This window comes from Actinocorallia aurea, assembly GCF_054783995.1.
Genome location: NZ_BAAGPQ010000038.1, coordinates 410,995 through 427,752 on the forward strand (window position 1 = coordinate 410,995; position 16,758 = coordinate 427,752).

Sequence of the window (16,758 nt, forward strand, 5' to 3'; positions counted from 1 at the left end):
CGTCAGGCCAGGGTCTCCCACCAGCCGTCCGGCTCGGGTGGGGCGGACACGTCGATCCGCTCGCCAGGCCGGGGGATCGCCAGGCGCACCCCGTGCAGCTTCGCCTCGGCCTTGACGCGGTTCGGCGGGTCGTTCCAGGAGTGCGGGGCGAGTACGAAGGTGCCCCAGTGCACCGGGATCATCAGCTCGCCGCGCAGGTCGCGGTGGGCGGTGACGCCCTCCTCCGGGGTCATGTGGATGTCCGGCCAGGACGCGCTGTAGGCGCCGACCTGGATGAGGGTCACGTCGAACGGGCCGTGCGCGGCGCCGATCGCGGCATAGCCCTCGAAGTAGCCGGAATCGCCGCTGTAGAAGACCTTGTGCTCGGCGCCCGCCACCACGTAGGAGCACCACAGCGTCGGGTTCCGCTTGAGGGCCCGCCCCGAGAAGTGGTGCGCGCCCGTCGCGGTGAGCCGCAGGCCCGCGACGACGGCGGTCTCGTCCCAGTCGAGCTCGATGATCCGGGAGGCCGGCACCCCCCAGCGCTCCAGATGGGCGCCCACCCCGAGCGGCACCACGAACGGGGCGTCCTGGGCGTGCAGCAGCGCCCGCACCGTCTCCACGTCGAGGTGGTCGTAGTGGTCGTGGGTGATCGCGATGGCGTCCAGGCGGGGCAGGCCGGTCACCGGGACGGGCATTGGGTGGACCCGCTTGGGCCCGACCAGGCCGCTCGGCGAGCAGCGCTTGGAGAACACCGGGTCGAACAGCACCCGGCGGCCCTCGATGTCGACCAGGGAGGTGCCGTGGCCCAGCCAGTGCACCGTCAGGGCCTCGGGGCTCCCGAACCGCGGCGTCATCACCGGGATCGGCGTGAGCGGGGTCCGCTGCTCGCGCCGCGCGTACTCGCGGGCCGCCCGCACCGGCTCGGTCGCGGGCGGCTCGTCGCGCAGGTTGTGGAAGCGCCCGTCCCGGTAGTGCGGTGAGCGCAGCACGCGCGGGCCCGGCGTCAGGGCCCCGAGTGAGCGCGGCACGTCCCGGAAGGCCAGGCCGACCAGGCCCACGGCCGCCGCCGCACCGAGTTCGATCTTCAACTGTGACGCCTCCTCGGAGTCGATCCGTCACACGGAGACCTTAACCGGATTCCGTCACTCCATGCCCCCCTCAAGGGTGCCCTCGGTCTCCAGGTAGGCCCGGCGGACCCCTTCGAGGACCTCCGGGTCGGGCTCGGCCCACATTCCGCGCGACGCCGCCTCCAGCAGACGCTCGGCCATGCCGTGCAGGGCCCACGGGTTCGCCTGGTCGAGGAAGGCGCGGTTCTCCGGGTCCAGAACGTAGGTCTTGCCGAGCTGGTCGTACATCCAGTCGGCCACCACGCCGGTGGTGGCGTCGTAGCCGAAGAGGTAGTCGACTGTGGCCGCCAGTTCGAACGCGCCCTTGTAGCCGTGCCTGCGCATCGCCGCCAGCCAGCGGGGATTGACGACCCGGGCGCGGAAGATCCTGGACGTCTCCTCGGTGAGGGACCTTGTGCGGATCGCCTCCGGCCGGGTGCTGTCGCCGATGTACGCGGCCGGAGCACGCCCGGTGAGCGCGCGCACGGTGGCGACCATGCCTCCGTGGTACTGGAAGTAGTCGTCGGAGTCGGCGATGTCGTGCTCGCGGGTGTCGACGTTCTTGGCCGCCACCTGGATACGGCGATAGGCCGACTCCATGTCCGCGCGCGCGGGCATCCCGTCCAGGCCGCGGCCGTAGGCGAAGCCGCCCCAGACGGCGTAGACCTCGGCGAGGTCGCCTTCGTCCCGCCAGTTGCGGCTGTCTATGAGGGGGAGAAGGCCTGCGCCGTAGGCTCCGGGCCGGGAGCCGAACACGCGGAGGGTCGCTCGGCGGGCGTCGCCGTGCTCGGCCAGGTCGCGGCGGACATGGGCGCGGACGTAATTGGCCTCGTCCGGCTCGTCGAGATCGGCGACCAGCCTTACCGCGTCGTCCAGCATCGCCACCACGTGCGGGAAGGCGTCCCGGAAGAAGCCGGAGATCCTTACCGTCACATCGACACGGGGACGGCCCAGCTCGTCGGCGGGGATCGCTTCAAGGCCCGTGACGCGGCGGGAGGCGTCGTCCCAGACGGGGCGGACGCCCAGCAGGGCGAGGACCTCGGCGACGTCGTCGCCCGCGGTCCGCATCGCGCTCGTCCCCCACACCGAAAGGCCCACGCTCGCCGGCCACCCGCCGTGCTCGGCCCGGTAGCGGTCGAGCAGCGAGTCGGCCATCGCCTGCCCCGTCGCCCACGCGAGCCTGCTCGGCACGGCCTTCGGGTCGACGGAGTAGAAGTTCCGGCCCGTGGGCAGCACGTTCACCAGGCCGCGCAGCGGCGAACCGGACGGGCCCGCCGGGACGTAGCCGCCGTTCAGCGCGTGCAGGACGTGGGCCATCTCGTCGGTCGTGCGGGCCAGCCGCGGCACCACCTCGTCGGCGGCGAACCGCAGCACCGCCTCCACGGCCGCGTCCTCCCGGCCCAGCACCTCGCGGACCGCCCCCGCGGGGTCGCGCCAGCCCCCCGCCTCGGCCGCGCGCACGAGACGGGAGGCGGTCTCCTCGGCGGCGTCGGTCTCGGCCCGCCCGGCCGATCCGTCCTCCGCCAGTCCCAGGGCCTCGCGCAGGCCCGGCAGCGACTGCCGGCCCGCCCACATCTGCCGGGCGCGCAGGATCGCCAGGACGAGGTTCACGCGGGCCTCGCCCTCGGGCGCCTCGCCCAGCACGTGCAGGCCGTCGCGGATCTGGACGTCCTTGATCTCGCACAGCCAGCCGTCGACGTGCAGGAGGAAGTCGTCGAACTCCGCGTCGTGCGGGCGGTCGGCCAGACCCAGGTCGTGGTCGAGCTTCGCGGCCTGGATGAGCGTCCAGATCTGCGCCCGGATCGCCGGGAGCTTCGCCGGGTCCATCGCCGCGATGCCCGCGTGCTCGTCCAGGAGCTGCTCCAGGCGGGCGATGTCCCCGTAACCGTCGGCCCGTGCCATCGGAGGCACCAGGTGGTCTACCAGGACGGCATGCGCGCGCCGCTTCGCCTGGGTGCCTTCGCCTGGGTCGTTGACGAGGAAGGGGTAGATCAGAGGCAGGTCGCCCAAGGCGGCGTCGGGGCCGCAGCCCGCAGAAAGGCCCGCGCCCTTGCCGGGCAGCCACTCCAGGTTGCCGTGCTTGCCCACATGGACGATCGCGTGCGCGCCGAAGGAGTCCTGGAGCCATCGGTAGGCGGCCAGGTAGTGGTGGCTGGGCGGCAGATCGGGGTCGTGGTAGATCGCGATGGGGTTCTCGCCGAACCCGCGCGGAGGCTGCACCATCACCACGACGTTGCCGGACGTGAGCGCGGCGAGGACGATGTCACCGTCGTGGACGAACAGGCTGCCCGGTGCCTCGCCCCAGTGCTCGGTCATGGAGGCGCGCAGATCGTCGGGAAGGGTGGCGAAGAACTCCGCGTAGTCCGCGCCCGAGATGCGCACGGGGTTCGCGGCCAGCGCCTCCTCGGTCAGCCAGTTCTCATCCTGGCCGCCCGCCGCGATGAGCGCGTGGATGAGCGCGTCGCCGTCCTGGTCGGCCACCCCGGGAAGGTCGCCGATCCGGTAGCCGTGCTCGCCGAGCGCGCGCAGGAGGCGGACGACGCTGCGCGGCGTGTCCAGGCCGACGGCGTTGCCGATGCGCGAGTGCTTGGTCGGATAGGCCGACAGCATCAGGGCCACCCGCCTGTCCGCGGCGGGCACATGCCGGAGCAGCGCGTGCCGGTGCGCGATGCCCGCGACGCGGGCGGCGCGCTCGGCGTCGGCGACGTAGACGGTCAGGCCGTCCTCGTCGATCTCCTTGAAGGAGAACGGGACGGTGATGATGCGCCCGTCGAACTCCGGGATCGCCACCTGCGAGGCGGCGTCGAGCGGGGACAGGCCGTCGTCGTTGGCCTCCCACTCGGCGCGGCTCGAAGTCAGGCACAGGCCCTGGAGGATCGGGATGTCGAGGGCGGCCAACGCGCCCACGTCCCACAGCTCGTCGTCGCCGCCCGCGGAGACGGCTCCGGGGCGGGTGCCTCCGGCGGCCAAGACGGTGACGACGAGGGCGTCGGCGGAGGCGAGGACGGCAAGGAGCTCGGCGGGGGCCGAGCGCAAGGAGGCGCAGTAGACGGGCAGGGGCCTTGCGCCCTTGTCTTCGAGCGCCGAGCAGAGCGTTTCGATGAAGTCGGTGTTCCCGGCCGTGTGGTGGGCCCGGTAGTACAGGACCGCGACGACCGGACCGTCAACCTCGCGTGCGGGACGGTCGAGGACGCCCCACCCGGGCGTCTCCCGAGGGGCGTCGAAGCCGAAGCCCGTGAGCAGGACGGTGTCGGACAGGAACCTGTGCAGCTCGCCGAGGTTGGCGGCGCCGCCGTGCGCAAGGTAGGCGTGCGCCTGGGCGGCCACCCCTGACGGGACCGTGGAGAGCTCCATGAGCTCGGCGTCGGCGGCCTGCTCACCACCGAGGACCACGACCGGGATCCCCGCGCCGAGCAGGGCGTCCAGGCCCTCCTCCCAGGCCCGGCGGCCGCCCAGCAGGCGCACCACCACCAGGGAGGCGTCCTCGATGAGGGCGGGCAGGTCCGCGGCGGTGAGGCGGGCAGGATTGCCGAGTCGGTAGGCGGCGCCGCAAGCGCGCGCGCTGAGCAGGTCCGTGTCGGACGTGGAGAGCAGCACGATCGTGCCGCTCGCGATATCGGGCGCGCCCATGGCGGCGGTCCTCCCTCGGGGTCCGCGCCCCGGTCGTCGGTCGGTCGACGGGCGGGAGTGTCTGGCTCTCGAACCCCGCTCTCGCGGCTTCCGATCACAGTTGCGGGACAGCACCGGGTTCACACCGGTTTCCTCACACGACTCGTCTCGGCTGACATTACCGGTTTCTGGCGGTTCGCTGGCAAGTGGCACCATGACGCCATGACCACCCGACGCGACCGTCCGGACGCCTGCCCCGGCGCGCTCCGGCCGCACACCGCCGCCGACGGCGCCCTCGCACGCGTCAGGCTGCCGGGCGGCCGCGCCACATCCGCGCAGGTCAGCGCACTCGCCACGGCCGCCCGCACTTTCGGCTCCGGCGAACTCGAACTGACCTCCCGCGCCAACATCCAGCTGCGCGGCCTCGACCCCGCCCGGATCCCCGCCCTCGCCGCCCACCTGGCCGAAGCGGGCCTCCTTCCCTCGGCCACCCACGAACGCGTCCGCAACATCCTCGCCTCCCCCCTGACCGGCCTCCCCGTCCCCGCAGGCCCCGGCCGCCCCGGCGGGGGCCGCGCCGATGTCGGGGATCTGGTGGGGGCACTGGACCGGGCGCTGTGCGCCGTGCCCGCGCTCGCCGCCCTGCCCGGGCGCTTCCTGTTCGCGCTGGACGACGGTGGAGGGCACCGGTTGCCTCGGGCCGATGCCGCGGCCCGTGCCCTCGGCCCGGACACCTTCGCGCTCGACCTGGCCGGAGCCTTCACCGGGCTCGGAGTCGGGGCCTGCGACGTCGTGCCCGCGCTGCTCGCGTCGGCGCAGGCGTTCCTCGCGGAGCGCGCGGCCCTCGGATCGGAGGCCTGGCGGCTCACGGAACTGCCCGAAGCCGTCCCGGGTGTCGTGCGCGCGCTGGAGCGCCTGCCTTTCGTGACCCGCTCACTCCCCGAAGGCTCGCCGCGGAGCGCGGACGCCGGCCCGGTCCCGCTGGGCCTCGTGTCAGACGGCGTCGTGGTGGCCGGCGCGCCTCTCGGGAGGCTTTCCGCAGACCAGGCCGAGGCGCTCTCGGCGTGGGACCGGATCGTCGTGACGCCCTGGCGCAGCGTCGTCGTGACGGGCGGCCCGGACGACGTCGGAAAGCTCGCCCGTCACGGCTTCGTCGTGAGCTCCGAAGACGCCCTCTCGGGGGTGACCGCGTGCACGGGACGCCCCGGATGCGGCAAGGCGCTCGCCGACGTGAGGGCCGACGCGCTCGCGGTCATGGCCCCCGGCCCCGGGCGGGTCCACTGGTCGGGCTGCGACCGCCGCTGCGGCAGGCCGGAGGGCTCCGTCGTGGACGTCGTCGCGGTGCCCGATGGCTACCGGGTGTCCGAAGGGCCGGTACTGTCCTCGCTCGTGACGGCGGGGGCCGCCGTCAATGCGGCACGAAGGGGCTGAGTGATGGACTACATCCGCGACGGCGCGGAGATCTACCGGAGGTCGTTCGCGACGATCCGCGCCGAGGCGAACCTCGCCGGCCTGCCGGACGACGTGGCCCGCGTCGTCGTCCGCATGATCCACACCTGCGGCATGACCGACCTCGCCGCCGACGTCGCCTGGTCGCCCGGCGCGGTCGCGTCCGGCCGGGCCGCGCTGCTCGGCGGCGCGCCCGTGCTGTGCGACGCCAAGATGGTCGCGTCCGGCATCACCCGCCGCAGGCTGCCCGCCGCCAACGAGATCATCTGCACCCTCGACGACCCGTCCGTGCCCGAGCGGGCCGCCCGCATCGGCAACACCCGCAGCGCCGCCGCACTCGACCTGTGGGGCGACCGCCTGGAGGGCGCCGTCGTGGCCATCGGCAACGCGCCCACCGCGCTGTTCCGGCTGCTGGAGCTCATCGCGGCGGGCGCCGGGCGGCCCGCCCTCGTCATCGGCGTGCCCGTCGGGTTCATCGGCGCCGCCGAATCCAAGCAGGCACTCGCGCAGAGCGACGTGCCTTACGTCGTCGTCCACGGGCGGCGCGGCGGCAGTGCCATGGCCGTCGCCGCCGTCAACGCCATCGCCAGCGAGGAGGAGTGATGCGCACCGGCAAGCTCTACGGGGTGGGCCTCGGGCCGGGAGACCCCGAACTGGTGACGGTCAAGGCCGCCCGGCTCATAGGCTCGGCCGAGGTGGTCGCCTACCACGCGGCCCGCCACGGGCGCAGTATCGCCCGCTCCGTCGCCGCCCCGTACCTGCGGCCCGGACAGGTCGAGGAACTACTGCTCTACCCCGTCACCACGGAGACGACCGACCACCCCGGCGGCTACAGGGGAGCGCTGGAGGAGTTCTACGAGGAGTGCGCCGAAAGGCTCGCCGCGCACCTGGACGCCGGACGCGACGTCGTGGTGCTCGCCGAAGGCGACCCGCTCTTCTACGGCTCCTACATGCACCTCCACAAGAGGCTCGCCCCCACCTACGAGGCCGAGGTCGTCCCCGGGGTGACCTCCGTGAGCGGCGCGTCGGCGGCGCTCGGCAAACCGCTGGTCGAGGGCGAGGAGACCCTGACGGTCCTGCCGGGCACCCTGCCCGAGGACGACCTCGCCGGGCACCTTTCAGGGAGCGACGCCGTGGCGGTGCTCAAACTGGGCCGGACGTTCCCCAAGGTCAGGGCCGCTCTCGAACGCGCGGGACGGCTCGGCGAGGCCTGGTACGTGGAGCGCGCCACGACCGGCGCCGAACGGATCGAGCGCCTCGCCGACGTCGACCCCGCCTCCGCCCCGTACTTCTCCCTCGCGCTCCTTCCGAGCCCGATGAACGAGCACGTCCCCGTGCGGCAGGAGCTGACGCCGTCGCGCACAACCGGCGGGCGCGGCGAAGTCGTCGTCGTAGGGCTCGGGCCTGCGGGACGCCCATGGCTCACCCCGGAGGCGCAGGACGCACTCGCCGCCGCCGACACGCTCGTCGGATACGGCCCCTACCTCGACCGCGTGCCGCCGAACCCGAGGCAGCGCCGCTTCCCGACGGACAACCGCGTCGAGGCCGAACGCGCCGCCCACGCGCTGGAACTCGCGCTCGAAGGGGCGCGCGTCGCCGTCGTGTCGTCGGGGGACCCTGGCGTGTTCGCCATGGCCAGCGCCGTCTTGGAGGTCGCCGAGCAGGAGCGGTTCGCGGACGTGCCAGTCCGGGTCCTGCCGGGGCTCACGGCCGCGCAGGCGGTCGCCTCCCGCGCGGGCGCGCCGCTCGGCCACGACTTCTGCGTCATCTCGCTGTCGGACATCCTGAAGCCGTGGGAGATCGTCGCGGAACGGCTCGCCGCCGCCGCCCGGGCGGACCTGGTCGTCGCGCTCTACAACCCGGCGTCGAAGACCCGGCGCGAGCAGATCGAGAAGACCCGCGCGCTGTTCCTCGAACACCGCGCGCCCACCACCCCGGTGATCCTCGGACGCGACGTCGGCGGCCCAGGGGAGCGGCTGACGGTGACGACCCTCGCCGAGTTCGTTCCGGCGGACGTCGACATGCGCACCCTGGTCATCATCGGGTCGTCGACCACGCGCGCGGTCGAGCGGCCCGGCGGCCCCGTCGTCTACACGCCGCGCCGCTACCCGGCCTGAGCGGTCAGTTCGCGGACCCATGCCGCAGCTTCCTCCACGGTGGAGACGACGGGCACGGCCTCGGGCAGCGGAGGGCGGCGGACGAGCAGCACGGGCAGGCGGAGCGCCCGCGCCGCGGCGAGTTTCGCCGACGTCATGGGCCCGCCGCTGTCCTTGGTGACCAGGACGTCCACGCCGTGTTCGCGCATGAGGGCGAGTTCGCCGTCGAGGGTGAAGGGCCCCCGGTCCAGCACGACGCGCAGGGCGCGGGGGACGGGCGGCGCGGGCGCGTCCACCGAGCGGGCGAGGAACCACAGGTCGTCCAGGTGGGCGAACTCCTTGATCGTCTGCCTGCCGGTGGTGAGGAAGACACGGCGTCCGAGGTCCGGAAGCAGCCTCGCCGCCTCGGCGACGTCCGCCGCCCAGTGCCAGCGGTCGCCCTCGACGGCGTGCCAGCCGGGCCTGCGCAGCACGAGCAACGGCACGCCCGTCCGGGTGGCCGCCTGGGCGGCCGAAGCGGTCATGCCCGACGCGAAAGGGTGGGTGGCGTCCACAACGAAGTCGATGCCTTCCGCCTTCAGCCACGCCGCCAGCCCTTCGGCGCCCCCGAACCCGCCCGTCCTGACCTCGCCCGACGGCAGGGCCGGATGGGCGACCCTTCCGGCGAGGGAGGACACTGTCCGCAGGCGGGGGACGGCGGAGAGCACGTCGGCCAGCCGCCTCGCCTCGCCCGTTCCGCCCAGCACGAGTACGGATCTCATGTCCTCAACCCAATCAGGCCTGCGCTACGGATGGACCACCGGAGCCTGTGCGACGGCCGCCACCACGGCGGCGTACACGGCGCTGCTGACGGGGGAGTTCCCCGACCCGGTGGAGATCGTGCTGCCCCGGGGGCAGCGCCCGGCCTTCGCCCTCGACCGCGAGGAACTCGGCGAAGGCGGGGCGATGGCCGGCGTCGTCAAGGACGCCGGAGACGACCCCGACGTGACGCACGGGGCCGTCGTCATGGCGACCGTCCGTCCGGGAGCGCCGGGGACGGGCGTGCGCTTCTCGGCGGGCCCCGGCGTCGGCACCGTCACCAAGCCGGGGCTGCCCCTGGCCGTCGGCGAACCCGCGATCAACCCCGTCCCGCGCAGGATGATGGCCGAACACGTCGCCGAGGTGGCCGCGCGCCACGGCGGATCCGGGGACGTCGAGATCGAGGTCTCCATCGAGAACGGCGAGGAGATCGCCCGCAAGACGTGGAACCCCCGGCTCGGCATCCTCGGCGGGCTGTCCGTGCTCGGCACCACGGGCGTCGTCGTGCCCTACTCCTGCTCGGCCTGGATCGACAGCATCCGCCGGGGCGTGGACGTCGCCAGGGCCCTCGGGCACGAGCACGTCGCCGGGTGCACCGGGAGCACCTCCGAGCAGGTGGTCCGCGACCTGTACGCGCTGCCCGACGAGGCTCTGCTCGACATGGGGGACTTCGCCGGAGCCGTCCTGAAGTACCTGAGGCGCCACCCCGTCCCCCGCCTGACGATCGCCGGCGGCATCGGCAAGCTCGCCAAACTCGCGGACGGCCACCTCGACCTGCACTCCAGCCGCTCCCAGGTCGACAAGGCCTTCCTCGCCCGCCTGGCCGCCGACGCGGGCGCCCGCGACACCCTCACCGAACGCCTGACCCGGGCCAACACCGCCCTGGCGGCCCTCCAGCTCTGCCAGGAAGCCGACATCCCCTTGGGGGACCTGGTGGCCGCCCACGCCCGCCGCACCGCCGAGAACGTCCTCCGCGAGGCGCCCGTGGCGGTCGACGTCGTCGTCATCGACCGAGCGGGCGCCATCGTCGGCCGAGCCTGACCGGCGGTCAGGCCCTGCAGCGGGCCGCCGAGTACAGGTGGCTGTCGGGGAAGTCGTGGGCGGTGAGGGCACGGCCGACGATGATGACGGCGGTGCGCCTGATGCCCGCCTCATGGACGAGGGAGGGCAGGTCGGCGAGGGCGCCGCGCAGGATGACCTCGTCGGGCCGGGAGGCGTAGGCGACGACCGCGGCGGGGCAGTCCGGGCCGTAGGAGGGCACGAGGTCGGCGACGACCTCGTCGATCCGCTGCACGGCCAGGTGCAGCACCATCGTCGAGCGGCTTCGGGCGAGCGAAGGCAGGTCCTCGCCTTCGGGCATCGGGGTGGCCCGGGCCGAGGTGCGCGTGAGAACGACGGTCTGGCCGACGCCGGGGACCGTCAGCTCACGCCGCAGGGACGCCGCCGCCGCGGCGAACGCCGGCACGCCCGGCACGACCTCGTAGGGGATTCCCGCGGCGTCGAGGCGGCGCATCTGCTCGGCCATCGCGCTGAACACCGAGGGGTCGCCCGAGTGGAGGCGGGCGACGTCGAGGCCCGCGGCGTGGGCGGCGGTCAGCTCGGCGAGGATCCGGTCGAGGTCGAGATCCGCGGTGTCCACCTTGCGCGCCCCGTCCGGGCAGTCCTCCAGGAGTTCGGGCGGCACCAGAGCCCCTGCGTACAGGCAGACGGGAGCCTTAGCGATGATCCGCTGGGCCCGGACCGTGATGAGGTCGGGCGCTCCGGGACCGGCGCCGATGAAGTACACCGTCACTTGACGGTGCCGATCACCCGGTCGATCGCGATCTCGATGACGACGCGGTTCGGGTTCACCCGGGGCTCGCGGTACCGCTCGGTGTAGCGGCGTACGGCGTCGGCCACCGACGCCTCGTCCGCCAGGACCGTGGAGGTCCCCTCGAAAGTCGTGTACCTGCCCTTGTCGACCTGGCAGACGACGGCGCGCGCGCCGGGCAGCGCGGCGTTGCGCGCCTTGCGCGATCCGCCGTCGCAGATCACCCGGGCCACGCCCGCCTCGGCGTCGAGGGTCACGCCGACCGGGACGACGTGCGGCGTCCCGTCCGGGCGCAGCGTCGTCAGGGTGCAGATGTGGTACTCCCGCCAGAACTCGACGGCCTCGGGACCGAACTCCACCACGCTGCGAACCCCCTGCTCCTGGAACCTTCTCGGGCCGTCGCGGAAGCCCGCGAACCCGTCACACCCTAGCTTTCGCCGGGCCTCCGAGCGCTGCCGCCCTCTCCAGCCGGACCGCGTGGGCATGCGCACCGGCTGTCGCGCTTGAGCGCCACGTTCTGCACGCGAATCCGCGCTGAAGGGGCCGGCGCGGGGGCCCGCGACGGCTAGCGCGCTTGAGTGTGACTTCCTGTGCGGGACTCGGCGCAGAAAGTTATCCACAGAATGTCGTTCGGTCGGTTCGGGGCGTCGCGCGGCGGCGAGGATGGGCGCGTCGAGACGTGGAGGGGATCGGGATGAAGCACGAGAAGGTCGAACACGAGCCGCAGGCGGTGCGCCGGGCGCTGGCCCTGCTGAGGCCCGCCGAACGGCCGCTGGGTCCGGGCGATCCGGCGTACGCGCTCGGGCGGCTGCTGGCCACCGTCGAGCAGCTCGCCGGACCGGGCGGGATGTACCGCGACTGGGCGCGGTTCGACGCGGGCTACCGCTCGGTCGCGCCGCCGGGCCAGCACCCGACCATGGTCCTGAAACGGCTGATGCGCACGGTGCGCCAGCTCACCGAGATGAAGGGCGGCATCGCCCGCGGCGCGGCCACCGGCGTGCTCGCGGCCACCGAGGTGCTCTTCGCCGAGATCCTGCTCGGCGACGACGAGGCGCCGATCGGCGCCGCCCTGGAGCAGCTCGAAGAGGCGCGGGGCCTGTTCCAGCAGTCCCTGGAGCGGGTCGAGGGCCTCACGCGGATGCTGCGCGAGACCCTTTCCCCCGGCTGAAGAGCGCAGCGCTCAGGAAGAGGCGGTCTCGGTCTCGGCCTTGCGCGCCTCGTACTCCCGGAGCACCTGCTTGCGCGCCTTCGCCGGAATCCGGTCGACGTAGAGCTTGCCTTCGAGGTGGTCGGTCTCGTGCTGGAAGCAGCGCGCGAGCTGGCCCGTGCCGTGCAGCGAGATCGGGTTGCCCTCGAGGTCGAACCCGTGGCAGTGCACGTGGTCGACCCGGGCGACCTCGGCGTAGGGGCCCGGGACGGACAGGCACCCCTCGGAGTCGTTGTCGAGCGTCCGGTTCCGGTCGGGGTACTCGATGGTCGGGTTCACCACGGCGCCCTTGTGCTGCTCTCCGTGGTCGTCCTCGCAGTCGTAGACGAAGATCCGCAGGTCCACCCCGATCTGGTTGGCGGCGAGCCCGACCCCGTTGGCGGCGTACATGCTGGCGAACATGTCGTCGGCCAGCTCCCTCAGGGCGTCGTCGAACTCGGTCACCTCCTTCAGCGGCCGGTGGAGGACCGGGTCCCCGATGAGTGTGATCGGCCGTGCGTTCCCCGACATTCCATCCCCTCCGTGGGCCTTTGCTCCCGTCATCGTATTGCAGGGGCCCGGGCGGCCGGGAAAGCCGCGGTCGGTCGGCTGATTTTCATGATCTCTGTCCGAATGGGGGTGGCGTGTCCTAGATTGCCTGCGCTGAACTTCTCAGACGCGGAGGTCCGACGTGCGGTGGCTGGCGATCATCCTGGGCACCCTGCTGCTCGCGGGCGCGGGCGGCGGCCTGTACCTGCACCTGCGCGTCAAGGGCGATCCGAAGGAACTCGCGGCCTCCTACTTCGCCTACTGGCGGGCCGGGGACTTCGCCTCCATGAAGGACCTGACGGCCTCGCCGCCCCCCGACTTCGTGCAGCAGCACCGCGCCTTCGGCAAAGCCCTCCAGGTCTCGGCGCTCGACCTCGAAACGCAGCCCGTCGTCCGACCCACCGAGACCGAGGCGAAGGCCGACTTCACGGCGGTCCGCACCCTGCCGCCCGGCACCTGGACGGTCGAGTCCACCCTCCGGATGGAGATCGTCGACCGGCACTGGCGCGTCGTCTGGACCCCGGCGACCCTCGCGCCGGAGCTGGCGAACGGCGGCCTGCTCCAGTTGAAGGAGACCGCGGGCAGCCCGCTCGGCGCGGCGACCTTCGCCGACGGCGCCGAGATCCCCGGCACCTCGGGGGTCCGGCCCTACCTCGAAGCACTGGGCGGGCAGTACACCTCGGGACAGCCGACCTCGGGCTGGGGGATCTTCCTCGACGACACTCCCGTCAAGATCTTCAGCGAGGCGGTGGGAGCGCGGCAGACCACCACTTTGGACGCCCGCCTTCAGGCGGCCGCGGACACCGCCGTCGCCGCCGCGGGCAAGCCCGCGGTCCTGGTGGTGGTGCGGGCCTCCACCGGGGCGATCGTGGCGCTCTCCGACCGGGTCGGCGAGCTGGCCGCCAGTCAGGGCACCTATCCGCCGGGCTCCACGTTCAAGATCGTCACGGCGGCGGCGCTCGTCACCTCGGGGCTGGCCCCGACCTCCGGGGTCTCCTGCCCGGCCACGGTCCTGCTCGGCGAACGCACCATCCCCAACCACGACGGCCTCGCCCTCGGCTCGACCTCGCTCCAGACGGCGTTCGCGAAGTCCTGCAACACCACGTTCGCCTCGCTCGGCGTCAACCGGGCGAAGGCCGCGGGGATGACGAAGGCCGCCGAGATGTTCGGCTTCAACAAGCCGTTCGCGATCAACGCGGCGCGGCCGAGCTTCCCCGCGCCCTCCGGCACCGCCGACCTGGCCGAGGCGAGCATCGGCCAGGGCAGGGTCCTCGTCACGCCGCTCAACATGGCGGCGGTCGCCGCCGCGGTCGGCTCGGGCACATGGCGCTCGCCCGTGATGTTCTCCGCCTCGTCCTACAAGGCCAACGGAGAGGACGTCCCCGCGCCCCGCCCCCTTCCCCAGGCGGTGGTCACCGCCCTGCGCCCGATGATGTCGGCGGTCGTCACCTCAGGCACCGCGGCGTCGGCCGGCCTGCCCTCCGGCACCTACGGCAAGACCGGCACCGCCGAGGCGGGCAGCACCCACGCGTGGTTCGTCGGCTACCGAGCCGACCTCGCCTTCGCCGTCCTCGTCCCGGGCGGCGGCGACGGAGGCACCGCCGCCGCCCCCATCGCGGCGGCCTTCCTCAAATCCGCCTGACGCGGGCCCGTCCGATCCTGCGGGCCGCCCTCGTCGGCGGCGGGTCAGTCTCGGGTGGGCTGGGGTGTGGTGAAGGGGGCGTCTTCGGTGGCGGCGAGGGCCACGGCACGGGAGACGGTCGGCGGGAGGGCCGCTTCCATGACGCGCTGGGCGGGGGCGCGGAACGGGAGGAGCGGGGCGACCCAGCGGGGGCAGCAGATCGTCCGGGCCCGCCAGGCGATGCCCGATTCGAGGGCGTCGATGGCGACGGGGAGGGGAGTGACGCCGGAGAGGACGGAAGTGGGGGTGCGCAGCAGGGAGGCGGCCTCGGTGCCGAAGCCGCGGTGCGTCATGTCGGTGTCCAGTTCGGCGAAATAGGCGACGCCGACGCGGGCGCCGGTCGGGGCGAGTTCCAGGCGAAGGGTGTTGCCGAGCGCCTCGACTGCGGCCTTCGAAGCGCTGTACGCGCCGAGGAGAGGAGGGTGCACGGCGGCGGCGAGGGAGGAGACGAGCAGGGCGTAGCCGCGCGGGTGGGAGAGGTGCGGGACCGCGGCCTGAAGGGTGTGCACCGTGCCGAGGACGTTCACCTCCAGGGTCTTGGCGAGGACCGCGGGATCGCCTTCCGCGACCGTCCACTGACGGGCTATGCCCGCGTTGGCGACGACCGCGTCGAGGCCGCCGAGCGGGCCCGCCAGATCGGCCACGGCCTCGGCGAGGTCCTCGCGCGCGGTCACGTCGACGGGGCGGAAGGGCGCGTCGCCGCAGGCCGCGGCGACCTCGGCGAGCGGGCCGGGCTCCAGCCCCGCCAAGAGGACCTGGGCCCCGCGCTGATGCAGGCGGAGCGCGAGCGCCGCGCCGATCCCGCGCGCCGCGCCCGTGATGAGCACCCGGCGGCCGCGCAGCGGAGGTGTGCGTCGCTTTCGCATGCGCGCGACGCTAACACCGGCGCGGGGGCGGCAGAAGGGCCCTCGGTTCTTTCGGCGTAATCTGGATCACGTTCGCCCGCGCTGACCCATCCGCCTTCTCCCCCCGAACGAGGTCACATGGAGAGCATCGACCTTGCGTCCGCGATCCTCAGGGCAATCCTGGGCATCGTCCTCATCGCGCACGGCTGGAACCACGCCTTCGGTGGCGGCAAGCTGCCCGGCACCGCGGGCTGGTTCGAGTCGATGGGCCTGCGCCCCGGCATGCTGCACGCGCTCGCCGCCACCGGCACCGAACTGGGCGCAGGTCTTCTGCTGCTGCTCGGCCTGGCGACACCGGTCGCCGCGGCGGGCGCCGTCGGCACGATGGCGGTCGCGCTGATCACCGCCCACCTGCGCAACGGCTTCTTCATCTTCCGCCCCGGCCAAGGCTACGAGTACACCCTCGTCCTGATCCTCACCGCCGCCGCCCTGGGCACCCTGGGCGGCGGCGCCTACTCCCTGGACGCCGCCCTGGGCATCGAAGACACCCTCTCCGGCCCCCTGGGCCTAGCCATCACCGCAGTCGCCGGCGCCCTGGGCGCCGCAACCCTCCTAGCCATCTTCTGGCGCCCCACCCCACCCTCCACCCCCTAACCCCCCGGGGCGGGCACCCCCGCCCGCCCCACCTCCCCTTCCACCCTCACCCCGCATTCCGCACCCCTCCCCGCAACACCCCTCAACCCCGTACCTCACCCCCGCGCCACACGCACCCCCGAGCCCCGAACCCGCGCCCACGCCGCATCCCCCGATCCGCGCTCCGCGTCCCGCGCTCCGCGTCCCGTGCTTCGCGTCCCGTGCTTCGCGTCTCCCGTTCCGCGCTCCCGCCTCTCGCGCTTCGCACCCTCCGCTGCTCACGCCGCGCGCCACGCTTCGCGTCCCGCACCCACTTCCACACTTCGCATCCTGCACCCGCGCCTCACGCCCGAGCTTCGGGTTGCGCCTCCGCGCGACTTCGAGTCTGTATCGCGTTCCGCACCTGCTGCGCTTCGCGCTGCGCTCGCCGAGCCTGCGCCCTGTGCATCCTGCGCCCTGCCTCGCGTGCGCATTTGCGCTGCGCCCTACGCGCCCGAGCCTCGCATCCACGTTCCGGGACCGCGCCCCCGCGCGCCGTACCCACACCCGCGCTTCGTGCCTCGTGATCTTGAGTTCCGCGCCCCCGCCCGCGGTCGCGCTGAGGGGGCAGTGCGGGGTGCGGTGCGGGAAGCGACGTGGACTCGAAGCTGCGCGGTGAACGCAGCCCGAGGGGCAGGCGCAGAACGCGCTGGGGGTCCGGTCTTCGGGTCCCGTGTTCGAGTGGCCTTTCCCGGTCCGCGTTCAGGCAGGCGGGGTTGAGAGGCGGGGCGGGGCTCTTGGCCGGGGTGCGGGCCTCAGGCTTTCGGCTCCGTGGCGTGCTCGCGGTGAAGGTTCTTCGGCTTCGGAGCCTCAGCCGTCGGCTCTCGGGGCCCTTGTGGTTCTGCGTCTTTGGGCGCTCGGGGCTCTGGGGCATGGCTTTTGGGCTTTTTGGGGGCTGGGATGCCGGGTGTTCGTGCTTCGGGTGGGGTCTGGGTCGCTGGGGGTGGGTCGCGGGGGTTGGTCGGGGGCGGGGTG

At 73.4% G+C, this 16,758-nt stretch carries 14 protein-coding genes and 1 riboswitch; of the genes, 7 read left to right on the forward strand and 7 right to left on the reverse strand.

Translation table 11 applies throughout. The annotated features are described in order from the left end of the window. Positions 1-2 precede the first annotated feature (2 nt). Both ACYVOM_RS40230 and cobN read right to left on the reverse strand, forming a co-directional pair. Positions 3-1,070: an MBL fold metallo-hydrolase gene (locus ACYVOM_RS40230; RefSeq protein ID WP_460308890.1), complete on the reverse strand. Its 1,068-nt coding sequence runs from the start codon at positions 1,068-1,070 to the stop codon at positions 3-5. Between the two features lie 54 nt (positions 1,071-1,124). After that, on the reverse strand, positions 1,125-4,718 hold the full coding sequence (gene cobN / locus ACYVOM_RS40235; RefSeq protein WP_460308891.1) for a cobaltochelatase subunit CobN: 3,594 nt from the start codon (positions 4,716-4,718) through the stop codon (positions 1,125-1,127). Positions 4,719-4,773: 55 nt separating this feature from the next. Further along, a riboswitch (cobalamin riboswitch) is annotated at positions 4,774-4,853 on the reverse strand. A gap of 66 nt (positions 4,854-4,919) precedes the next feature. Between cobN and ACYVOM_RS40240 the strand changes: the two genes are divergently transcribed. Genes ACYVOM_RS40240 through ACYVOM_RS40250 form a run of 3 tightly spaced genes read left to right on the forward strand, consistent with a single transcriptional unit; the run spans position 4,920 to position 8,263 of the window. Beyond that, complete coding sequence (locus ACYVOM_RS40240; protein ID WP_460308892.1) at positions 4,920-6,128, forward strand: precorrin-3B synthase; 1,209 nt, start codon at positions 4,920-4,922, stop codon at positions 6,126-6,128. A gap of 3 nt (positions 6,129-6,131) precedes the next feature. Beyond that, complete coding sequence (locus tag ACYVOM_RS40245) at positions 6,132-6,749, forward strand: precorrin-8X methylmutase (RefSeq protein WP_460308893.1); 618 nt, start codon at positions 6,132-6,134, stop codon at positions 6,747-6,749. After that, complete coding sequence (locus tag ACYVOM_RS40250) at positions 6,749-8,263, forward strand: precorrin-2 C(20)-methyltransferase (RefSeq protein ID WP_460308894.1); 1,515 nt, start codon at positions 6,749-6,751, stop codon at positions 8,261-8,263. The genes ACYVOM_RS40245 and ACYVOM_RS40250 overlap by 1 nt, the downstream gene beginning before the upstream one ends. Here the strand turns inward: ACYVOM_RS40250 and ACYVOM_RS40255 are convergent. Beyond that, a complete protein-coding gene (locus tag ACYVOM_RS40255; RefSeq protein ID WP_460308895.1) occupies positions 8,251-9,003 on the reverse strand; it encodes a cobalt-precorrin-6A reductase in 753 nt (250 codons plus the stop codon). The genes ACYVOM_RS40250 and ACYVOM_RS40255 overlap by 13 nt on opposite strands. Here ACYVOM_RS40255 and ACYVOM_RS40260 point away from each other — a divergent pair. Further along, a complete protein-coding gene (locus ACYVOM_RS40260; RefSeq protein WP_460308896.1) occupies positions 9,002-10,081 on the forward strand; it encodes a cobalt-precorrin-5B (C(1))-methyltransferase in 1,080 nt (359 codons plus the stop codon). The two genes, ACYVOM_RS40255 and ACYVOM_RS40260, sit on opposite strands and share 2 nt — an antisense overlap. A gap of 7 nt (positions 10,082-10,088) precedes the next feature. Here ACYVOM_RS40260 and cobM read toward each other — a convergent pair whose 3' ends face one another. Continuing rightward, positions 10,089-10,832 (reverse strand): precorrin-4 C(11)-methyltransferase, encoded by a 744-nt coding sequence (gene cobM / locus ACYVOM_RS40265; protein ID WP_460308897.1) that lies wholly within the window; start codon positions 10,830-10,832, stop codon positions 10,089-10,091. After that, positions 10,829-11,212: a pyridoxamine 5'-phosphate oxidase family protein gene (locus ACYVOM_RS40270; RefSeq protein ID WP_460308898.1), complete on the reverse strand. Its 384-nt coding sequence runs from the start codon at positions 11,210-11,212 to the stop codon at positions 10,829-10,831. Before ACYVOM_RS40270 ends, cobM begins: the two co-directional genes overlap by 4 nt. Before the next feature lie 332 nt (positions 11,213-11,544). Between ACYVOM_RS40270 and ACYVOM_RS40275 the strand changes: the two genes are divergently transcribed. Continuing rightward, entirely contained in the window at positions 11,545-12,018 is a 474-nt protein-coding gene (locus ACYVOM_RS40275) for a hypothetical protein (protein WP_460308899.1), read from the forward strand. A gap of 12 nt (positions 12,019-12,030) precedes the next feature. Here the strand turns inward: ACYVOM_RS40275 and def are convergent, their stop codons facing one another. Further along, positions 12,031-12,567 carry a peptide deformylase gene (gene def / locus ACYVOM_RS40280; RefSeq protein WP_460308900.1) on the reverse strand — a complete coding sequence of 179 codons (537 nt, stop codon included), beginning with the start codon at positions 12,565-12,567 and terminating at the stop codon, positions 12,031-12,033. A gap of 160 nt (positions 12,568-12,727) precedes the next feature. Between def and ACYVOM_RS40285 the strand changes: the two genes are divergently transcribed. Continuing rightward, entirely contained in the window at positions 12,728-14,227 is a 1,500-nt protein-coding gene (locus ACYVOM_RS40285; RefSeq protein ID WP_460308901.1) for a penicillin-binding transpeptidase domain-containing protein, read from the forward strand. Between the two features lie 44 nt (positions 14,228-14,271). On the opposite strand, the gene ACYVOM_RS40290 is transcribed toward ACYVOM_RS40285, so the two are convergent. Next, positions 14,272-15,132, reverse strand: a complete 861-nt coding sequence (locus tag ACYVOM_RS40290) for an SDR family NAD(P)-dependent oxidoreductase (RefSeq protein WP_460308902.1) — start codon at positions 15,130-15,132, stop codon at positions 14,272-14,274. A gap of 117 nt (positions 15,133-15,249) precedes the next feature. Here ACYVOM_RS40290 and ACYVOM_RS40295 point away from each other — a divergent pair, with 117 nt between their 5' ends. After that, positions 15,250-15,765: a DoxX family protein gene (locus ACYVOM_RS40295; protein ID WP_460308903.1), complete on the forward strand. Its 516-nt coding sequence runs from the start codon at positions 15,250-15,252 to the stop codon at positions 15,763-15,765. The last annotated feature ends 993 nt before the right edge of the window (positions 15,766-16,758 follow it).

Coding starts and splice junctions, on each gene's coding strand:
- cobN (WP_460308891.1), bottom strand. CDS start 4,718: ATGGGCGCGCCCGATATCGCGAGCGGCACGATCGTGCTGCTCTCCACG.
- ACYVOM_RS40240 (WP_460308892.1), top strand. CDS start 4,920: ATGACCACCCGACGCGACCGTCCGGACGCCTGCCCCGGCGCGCTCCGG.
- ACYVOM_RS40245 (WP_460308893.1), top strand. CDS start 6,132: ATGGACTACATCCGCGACGGCGCGGAGATCTACCGGAGGTCGTTCGCG.
- ACYVOM_RS40250 (WP_460308894.1), top strand. CDS start 6,749: ATGCGCACCGGCAAGCTCTACGGGGTGGGCCTCGGGCCGGGAGACCCC.
- ACYVOM_RS40260 (WP_460308896.1), top strand. CDS start 9,002: ATGTCCTCAACCCAATCAGGCCTGCGCTACGGATGGACCACCGGAGCC.
- ACYVOM_RS40255 (WP_460308895.1), bottom strand. CDS start 9,003: ATGAGATCCGTACTCGTGCTGGGCGGAACGGGCGAGGCGAGGCGGCTG.
- ACYVOM_RS40275 (WP_460308899.1), top strand. CDS start 11,545: ATGAAGCACGAGAAGGTCGAACACGAGCCGCAGGCGGTGCGCCGGGCG.
- def (WP_460308900.1), bottom strand. CDS start 12,567: ATGTCGGGGAACGCACGGCCGATCACACTCATCGGGGACCCGGTCCTC.
- ACYVOM_RS40290 (WP_460308902.1), bottom strand. CDS start 15,132: ATGCGAAAGCGACGCACACCTCCGCTGCGCGGCCGCCGGGTGCTCATC.
- ACYVOM_RS40295 (WP_460308903.1), top strand. CDS start 15,250: ATGGAGAGCATCGACCTTGCGTCCGCGATCCTCAGGGCAATCCTGGGC.